Here is a 7,477-nt window from a genome sequence, read left to right on the forward strand (position 1 = left end):
CCCCAATGCCAAGATTTTGCGACGCGCGAGCCTCATTGCGCCAAACGTCCCTTGGCGTCGGCATCGTGATAAAGCACAACATGAGCGTGCGGTTCGTCCACGCCCGGATGGCCGGCATTGTAGTAGACGTCGACCGATGTGACCTCATGCGATCCAACGTGCAGGTCATTGTAGGCCGTGCCGCTCGAAAGTGCTTCCAGCGGCGTCATGTAAACCGTCGCGGACAACTTGCCGTCGTGGTCATAGGCCAGGAACGGACCGGCCGGAAGCGTGTCCGGCACAACGAAGAGCGTACCGAGACCCGGCAGAAATTCGGGAAGCGGCAACACGTCGCTCACCTGCACATAAGGTTCGCCCGGCGGAGATTCCATAAGTGCTTCGGTATCGTGCGCAAGCGCGAAGCCTGCGGACATGGTCAACAAGGTCGCGCTTAGCATATAGGATCTTAACATTTCTTTTCCTTTCAATGTCATGAGCAGTCCCATCTCTGGGGCGCTCAACTCCTTGGATGCAGCGCGCTTGAAAAGGTTCCCGGCATTTTGTGGAAATTCTATTTCATTCGTTCGATCGCACGGCGGCACGACGGCGCACGATGTGTCGTCAGAAAGCACAACTTGCAAAGCGGTCCTTCGCGACGGCGGACCAAGCCGGCAATGAGGGCTCGCACTTCGCTTTCGCCGCTACTTGGTCATAGGTGTTTTCCAGATCGGCGAACGGCAGGTACCGTCCGCCAACAGGGTCCAGATGCCGATGCGCCCAGCGACACCTAGAGCATCTTCGAGTTCATCCCCGAGGTAACGCACGGTGTATCGCACCTTCGTGTGACCAAGAAAAAGTCGCACAGCGCGAAGATGGCCCCACGCGAGATTTAGTCGCAACCGTACCGGTGTCAGCCTTGGGGGGGGGGGCCGGTTCACAAACGGTCCCTACTTACCATGTTTCATAGCCCCTCCCCCCATCAGGTCACCGTCTGCGTGCGGTGATTGTCGCACCGTTTGATGTAGTGAGAACCAATGCGCCGGTTTCATCCATTGAATAGCTTTCCACCATGGACAGGAAATCCAGCAAGCTACGCTCCTGGTTCATAAGTGCCTCAGGACAGGCCATCATCGTGGTGCCTGCCTGGTCTATCGCCAGTGCATCGCCGTCTTGCGTGTAGCTTGCGATCAGGCGGTTGCAGCCCGCATTCCCGGCCAGACGGCCATCCGGCATGAACAGCAGATTTGCCGGGCTATTGTCGATCACGCCCTTGCCGGCAATGTCCTCGATGTACCATTCGCGGCCCACCAGCTGGGCGGACCGCTCTTGCGCCATGAGGTAGTCGGCGACAGCTCGGTAGGCTGGCAAAGAAGTCGGATCGTTTGCCGCGTTCCCCGCGACAGGGTTTGAAGCGAAACGCACGATCACCATCTCGGCGGTCGGATCGACCCAGACCGTCTGGCCATGCACCCCGCGCGCAGCGAAGGCCCCGTGATCGTCATGGCTGAGCCACCACATGCCGCGATAGCTCCACCCGTCCAGCAGATCGTATCCGGCTTTCGCAAAAGCGTCCGTGTCGCCCCCCTGACGGATACGGGCGATGGCCTCGGCCGGGATAATCTGCTCGCCATCCCATTCACCCTCTTGCAGCACGAGTTGGCCGAAACGCGCCATGTCGCGCAGGGTCGCGTTGAACCCGCCACCGGCGAAGGGCGTGCCGATGGAATCGACGGTATAGAACGCCTCACGCTCCGCGCCGATCTTCGACCAGATCCGGTTGGACAGATAGTCGGCGGCAGAGACGCCTGTGGTCCGCGCGATCAGCCAGCCTGCCGCGTCCGAGTTCACGGTCTTGTAGCCGAACGCTTCGCCATGCTCGCCGTCTTTCTGAACGGTCTGGAGGTATTCAAAATAGCTGCGCGGTCCATCGTAGCCTTCCGGCTTTGGCAGAGGGCTTCCCGCTTCTGCATAGGTCCAGACCTCGGCCTCGGGATCGGAATAATCCTCGGAGTAATCCAGCGCCGTGGTCATTTCCAATACCTGCCGCACGGTGGCATCACCGAACGCGCTTTGTTCCAGTTGGGGAATTATGTCACCCAGCAATGCGGTTTCATCCAGCTTGCCTTCCGCCACCAGTACTTCGGCCATCAGGCCGGTCAGGCTTTTCGTGACCGACATCGCCCCATGCAGCGTGTCGTCATTCAGGCATCCATCGTAACGCTCGTAGACAATCCGGCCTTTGTGCAAGACCAGAATGCCGTCGGTGTAGTTGGCATCGAAGGCGGCATCCCATGTCATCGGGTCACCACCGCCCAGCGGCGTGAACTCGACCGCATCCAGACCTGCATCGAGATCAACAGGCAGATCGCTGACACCGCCATTTCCATTGCGGACCGCGACGGTCGGCATCATCTCGCGGAAATGGCAGACCGTCCATCGCAGTTTCGGGAACGCAAAATAATCGGGATCGGTGAAGCGGATCGCCTTGTCCGCAGCCGGGGGAAACCCCTGCATCCAGCCAAGCGCCTCAGGCGTGGAGTCCTGCGCCGAAAGTGGGGTTTTGTCCTGCGCCATTGCGGCTCCTCCCAAGGTCAGGAACAGCGTGAGACAGGCGCTCATAATGGGATTCATCATCGTATCCTTATTTTTCCGTCGTGTTCCCGACAGGTTCATTTGCAGTTCAAGTTAGTCGGCTGGCGCGGATTGTCATGTAATTGACGATGCCCGCCACCAGTCCCGCGAGGACGCCAAGGACAATCACCGCCGCCGGCAGCGACACCGTCATCGTTCCCATTGCCCTTTGCCAGATCACCGCCCCCGTGACGCACAAGCCCAGCGCAAACATGCCATGCTTGAACGTCAGCCACAAAACCGAGGGGAAGAAGGGTTGCTTGGGCACTTTCATCGTCATGTAGGCGACGACAGTCAGGATCATTGCCAGGGAAACAGCCAGCGGTACGGCCGAGCCGAAAACCGTGTGACTGTCATTCGTGATTCCATCCACCGAAAGCGGAATGGTCGTGTTGCCCCAAAGAAAGTAGATCTGGATCGCGCCGTTGATGACTGCGTTTATGACGCCCGTCAAGATGGCACCTTGCAGGATCTTTTCGGTCGTGAGGATTGGGGTTGGATGAAATTGTGTCATGCTTTTTCCCTTGATTAATGCGTCTGCCTCTCCACACGGGGATCAAATGCGCGCCGAAAACATCAGTGCCGCAGATTTTGCCGCTGGAGCGCGAAAGGACCACATTGATCCCGGCGATCGGGCGTCCCTCGGTCTGGGATGCAAGATTTATACCGGGTGCTTTGTGCGCCCCGGTTCAGGCAAGCGAAGGCACGCCCGCACCACAGCAAGCGAGCGCCACGGTGAGGTGCCCACCGATATGTCTTGTACCGCGCATCGTCCAAGCGCCTCGTCTTCGCCGAACAGGCGAACGGTCGAGCCGCCGCCATGGATCTTGACGATCTGGCCACTCACCCAGCCGGCAGCGGGCAGCGTTTTTGCAATGCCCGCGCCAATATTTTGTGCGCCGCCCGTCAGGACAACATGGTGGTCGTCCATGTGGAAATCGGCGCATGCGTCAAACTTGTCGGTCATTGTTTTCACTCCCGGTGAGTCCTGTGTGGCTTGCCCTCGCAGAGCGGGTGATGCCGCTCGGGTCAGTCCAGTTCCTGCACCCCGCCGCCAGAGACAGTCAGGATCTGACCGCTGATCCAGCTTGCAGCCGGCGAGCACAGGAACAGCGCGGCATTGGCCATGTCATCGGGTTCGCCCAGACGGTTGACCGGCGTGTGCGCCAGCATCGTCTTTTCAACGTCGTCGTTCAGCACGGATTTCAGCGCATCGGTGCGCGTGGCACCGGGGGCGACACCGTTCACACGGATGCCCATCGGCCCCAGATCAAAGGCGATATTGCGCACCAAATGGCTGGTCGCCCCTGGACCTGATCTGGTCAATCACCGCCTGCGCGGCCTATGCTTGCCCCCGCGCCGGTGACGATGGCAACCTGCCCTTCTAGGGTGAAATTCGCTGGGTCATACATTTCGATTGCTCCTTTGGGCTGATTGTCATGACGTTGTAATGTGTTGCAGGATCTTCACTTGGTGTCCGCCGGAGCAGGCCGATCCTCGCCGAGTGTGCGCAACCGGAAAGCCAGCATGATGAACAGCCCCCCGAATACGAGCGCCCAAATGCCGATCAGCCAGACGAGCGACACCAGTCCTGCGCCCGGCATCGCAATCAGCAGACCGCCAAACAGGATCGACAGGACGCCGCCCAGACCGAGCAGCCATTCGCCCTCGATCTCGCGGCGCAGCTGGATCGCTGCGATAATGCGAAGAAAACCCCCCGCGATGGCCCAGCCAGCGATGAACATCAGCAGCACAAAGACGCTGATCCCCGGCATGAACAGCATCATCGCCCCGACGGCAACGCCAAGCACACCGTCCAGCAGCCACAGCCACCAACGGTCAAGCCGGTCCCGATACCGGATCGAGTCCACGATACCCAATATTCCGTCGATCAGCACATAGGCTCCGAAAATCAGAACCAGAACGGCCACGGTCAGCCCCGGCCATGCAAACGCGGCGACACCGAACAGAAGCGCCGCACTGCCCCGAACCAGAAGCAGCCACCAATTGCGCTCCGGAAAACTCATGTAGTCTTGCATCTCTTGCTCCATCTGACCTGTCCGACCCCTTGCCATTCCCGGTCGCTGATACGCGAACCGGACCGCAAGGGACGCACATGCGTCGTTCTGTTCGATAGGTCGCCCTGCCAGGCGATAAATACAACCGCTGCCGGTGACAGCGTTCCCCAGATCGGGTAATGTGAGCAACGGCGATGCCATTCGGGGCGATTTTTCAACAGGTTTCGGGGCAGGAATGGGCGGCGAGGCTGATAAAATACCGACCCATGTGCGGGCTTTTTCAGAACTGCTGATCAAACTCCGGGCCGAACTGGGCAACGATCTGGATCTGGTGTTGATAATGGCGGTCATTGCAGAGCGCCACTATGCCGGTTTTCCCCAGCCCAAGGCCCCGACCTCTGCCTCCGCGGCACCTGCCGGGACGCTCCCGACACCCGGTATCAATACCCATTCGGTTGCGCTCTACGCAGAAATTCCCCGTGAAACCGTGCGCAGAAAAGTCGCAAAGCTTGTCGAGAAAGGTTGGGTGACCAGCGATGGACAGGGAAACCTCACGCCCGCGCCGCAGGCGGCAAGCGATCTGGCAAAAGGCACTGCCGCGACCTTGAAGTATCTCGGTGCGATCACGCAAGGCAACTAGTCAGACATCAAGTTCGATTTTCAGGATCGTCGTCCGAACGCAGAAAAAACTTCATTGGGGGGTTCAAACAGCTGATCTCGACACGACACCCCCCGCACCGACAAGTAAGAGTATCACGGGCGGCACCGGTCGCTGGTGGACTGGCCGCACTTATGCGGCCTATCAGTTGTTGATGGGTTTTGTGGAACCAGCGAAAGCCACAAGGCTCTTGCCATAGCCAGAAGCAGATAGCCTTCGTTTCTCTGGAGGACTCGTCAAACGTTGAGGTGGCGTTGATGTAGAACACGCGGGCAAAATTTCGATTGATTGGCCTGGGGTTCATTCCTTTGTTATCGTTTATAAAGTTTGTTGCGAGTGCTCGAGTCGGACACGGTTTTGAAAATCTGTGCCGAACTCAAATTGCAAGACAGCGCGGTGCAACCAAGCCAAGACCTCCGCAAACTGCGCCATAAATCGCCCCCACCGAGGGAAGCACAAAAAGCTTGCCTAGAAGATTCCCTTTGCTGCCTCAGTCAGACCAGCGCTATTCACCGCTAGATCAGAAACCGCGCGCCGCAAGTAGCTGCAACAAATGCGCAGGGCGTTTCGCGGGCATTGACATCTGCCTGCCAAACGAAGCGAATGTTCCCGGACGGTGCGTTGCGCCATTGGATATCACTATGGTAAATCGCGTCATGACAATCCCGAACACTCTGATTTGCAGTTCCCACACGATCAGTGGCGTCCTGCCCGGAGCTGCGAAGCCTGCACGTCACAGGTTTTCCGATCGCGTCGCCGCCGCCGCGCATGCGGGATACACCGGAATGTGCCTGCATCTTCGGGACTATCGGGCACAGCGGATAGCTGGGTTTGGGGACACTGAAATGGCAGCTTTGCTGCGCGATCACGGCATGCAGAACATCTCGCTCGAGTTTCTGGCCAACTGGTTTCTAGAGCACGACACCGACGCACAGGAGGATGAAGCGACAACTTACGAAGCCGCACGCGCATTTGGCGCACATTCCGTTAATGTTGGCGGGGATTTTCAGCAAATCGGCATACCGCCCGAGCAAATGCGAATACGCTTCGCCGCGCTTTGCGAACGCGCGGAACGGCATAACTTGAACGTCGCCTTGGAGATCGTTCCGTTCAGCAACGTCGCCACGCTTGAGACGGCGCTTTTCATCACGGACGGGATTGCCAACGCAGTGTCTGACGTCAGCACCTATGGGACAGATATGGCGATTTGAACAACGGAGGGTTTCTGGTTCATCGTAGCCTTTAAGGAGCGAAGATGAACAAGAAGCCCGGAACATCGAAAGATGCAGCTGACAAGCTGGTCAAGAACATCCGCCGCAAGGCCCGTCAGACCTACTCGGCGGAGGAGAAGATCCGCATTGTTTTGGCCGGATTGCGCGGCGAGGAAAGCATCTCGGCGTTGTGTCGCCGCGAGGGTATCTCTGACAGCCTGTATTATACTTGGTCGAAGGAATTCCTTGAGGCTGGAAAGCGTCGTCTTTCCGGCGACACAGCGCGTCAGGCGACATCGCCTGAGGTGAAGGAGTTGCGATCTGAGGCCATGGCCCTGAAGGAATGCGTGGCCGACCTTACCCTTGAAAACCGTCTGCTCAAAAAAAGCATGACAGGGGCTGGGGAGTTCGAGGAATGAGGTATCCAGCAACCGAGAAACTGGAGATCATCCGCACGGTTGAGGGGTCACACCTGCCCACAAAAATGACCCTTGATACGCTGGGTATCCCGCGCACCACATTTTACCGATGGTATGACCGCTACGTCGAAGGTGGCTTTGATGCCCTCGCGGATCGTTCGCCTCGGCCAAAGTCGGTCTGGAACCGCATCCCTGATGTCCGCCGTGACGACCTGATTGAGTTTGCGTTGGAGCATGAGGCACTGACCACACGCGAGCTGGCCGTTAAATATACCGATGAGAAGCGATATTTTGTCTCTGAATCATCGGTTTACCGCATCCTGAAAGCCGCTGATCTGATCACAGCACCAGACTATGTGGTGATCAAAGCGGCCGATGAGTTCACGGACAAGACCACCGCCATCAACCAGATGTGGCAGACTGACTTCACCTACTTCAAGATCATCGGCTGGGGCTGGTATTACCTGTCCACCATCCTCGACGACTACAGCCGCTACATCATCGCCTGGAAGCTCTGCACAAACATGCGGGCCGAGGATGTGACCAGCACGATCGAGCTGG

Annotated in this window: 8 protein-coding genes and 2 pseudogenes; 3 read left to right on the forward strand and 7 right to left on the reverse strand. The window is 58.3% G+C overall.

Annotated features, from left to right (window positions below):
* Positions 1-32: 32 nt before the first annotated feature.
* From B8991_RS09385 to B8991_RS09415, 7 genes and pseudogenes are all read right to left on the reverse strand, one after another.
* Positions 33-452, reverse strand: a complete 420-nt coding sequence (locus B8991_RS09385; RefSeq protein ID WP_084352747.1) for a hypothetical protein — start codon at positions 450-452, stop codon at positions 33-35.
* Between the two features lie 291 nt (positions 453-743).
* Positions 744-857 (reverse strand): annotated as a pseudogene (locus B8991_RS21875) (integrase); the annotation flags it as partial.
* A 106-nt stretch (positions 858-963) separates the two neighbouring features.
* A complete protein-coding gene (locus tag B8991_RS09395; RefSeq protein ID WP_143514532.1) occupies positions 964-2,613 on the reverse strand; it encodes a serine hydrolase in 1,650 nt (549 codons plus the stop codon).
* Positions 2,614-2,659: 46 nt separating this feature from the next.
* Positions 2,660-3,124 carry a hypothetical protein gene (locus tag B8991_RS09400; RefSeq protein ID WP_218673196.1) on the reverse strand — a complete coding sequence of 155 codons (465 nt, stop codon included), beginning with the start codon at positions 3,122-3,124 and terminating at the stop codon, positions 2,660-2,662.
* 147 nt (positions 3,125-3,271) lie between these two features.
* Positions 3,272-3,577 (reverse strand): hypothetical protein, encoded by a 306-nt coding sequence (locus tag B8991_RS21700; protein ID WP_084352706.1) that lies wholly within the window; start codon positions 3,575-3,577, stop codon positions 3,272-3,274.
* A gap of 62 nt (positions 3,578-3,639) precedes the next feature.
* A complete protein-coding gene (locus B8991_RS09410) occupies positions 3,640-3,936 on the reverse strand; it encodes an SDR family oxidoreductase (RefSeq protein WP_084352707.1) in 297 nt (98 codons plus the stop codon).
* Between the two features lie 140 nt (positions 3,937-4,076).
* The gene (locus B8991_RS09415) at positions 4,077-4,637 is read right to left on the reverse strand and encodes an HdeD family acid-resistance protein (protein WP_084352750.1); all 561 of its coding nucleotides are present in this window, start codon (positions 4,635-4,637) and stop codon (positions 4,077-4,079) included.
* A 172-nt stretch (positions 4,638-4,809) separates the two neighbouring features.
* Here B8991_RS09415 and B8991_RS09420 point away from each other — a divergent pair, with 172 nt between their 5' ends.
* The 3 genes and pseudogenes from B8991_RS09420 to B8991_RS09435 all read left to right on the forward strand — a co-directional run.
* Positions 4,810-5,268, forward strand: a complete 459-nt coding sequence (locus B8991_RS09420) for a hypothetical protein (protein WP_084352708.1) — start codon at positions 4,810-4,812, stop codon at positions 5,266-5,268.
* 674 nt (positions 5,269-5,942) lie between these two features.
* Positions 5,943-6,497, forward strand: coding sequence for a sugar phosphate isomerase/epimerase family protein (locus B8991_RS21065; RefSeq protein WP_179141451.1), 555 nt, complete (start codon positions 5,943-5,945; stop codon positions 6,495-6,497).
* Positions 6,498-6,541: 44 nt separating this feature from the next.
* Positions 6,542-7,477 (forward strand): annotated as a pseudogene (locus B8991_RS09435) (transposase); the annotation flags it as partial.

The organism is Primorskyibacter flagellatus, assembly GCF_900176485.1.
Taxonomy (GTDB): domain Bacteria; phylum Pseudomonadota; class Alphaproteobacteria; order Rhodobacterales; family Rhodobacteraceae; genus Primorskyibacter; species Primorskyibacter flagellatus.

Bases quoted from the DNA above. Each gene is read 5' to 3' on its own strand.
- B8991_RS21700 (WP_084352706.1), bottom strand. From the start codon at position 3,577: ATGACCGACAAGTTTGACGCATGCGCCGATTTCCACATGGACGACCAC.
- B8991_RS09415 (WP_084352750.1), bottom strand. From the start codon at position 4,637: ATGAGTTTTCCGGAGCGCAATTGGTGGCTGCTTCTGGTTCGGGGCAGT.
- B8991_RS09400 (WP_218673196.1), bottom strand. From the start codon at position 3,124: ATGACACAATTTCATCCAACCCCAATCCTCACGACCGAAAAGATCCTG.
- B8991_RS09385 (WP_084352747.1), bottom strand. From the start codon at position 452: ATGTTAAGATCCTATATGCTAAGCGCGACCTTGTTGACCATGTCCGCA.
- B8991_RS09395 (WP_143514532.1), bottom strand. From the start codon at position 2,613: ATGATGAATCCCATTATGAGCGCCTGTCTCACGCTGTTCCTGACCTTG.
- B8991_RS21065 (WP_179141451.1), top strand. From the start codon at position 5,943: ATGACAATCCCGAACACTCTGATTTGCAGTTCCCACACGATCAGTGGC.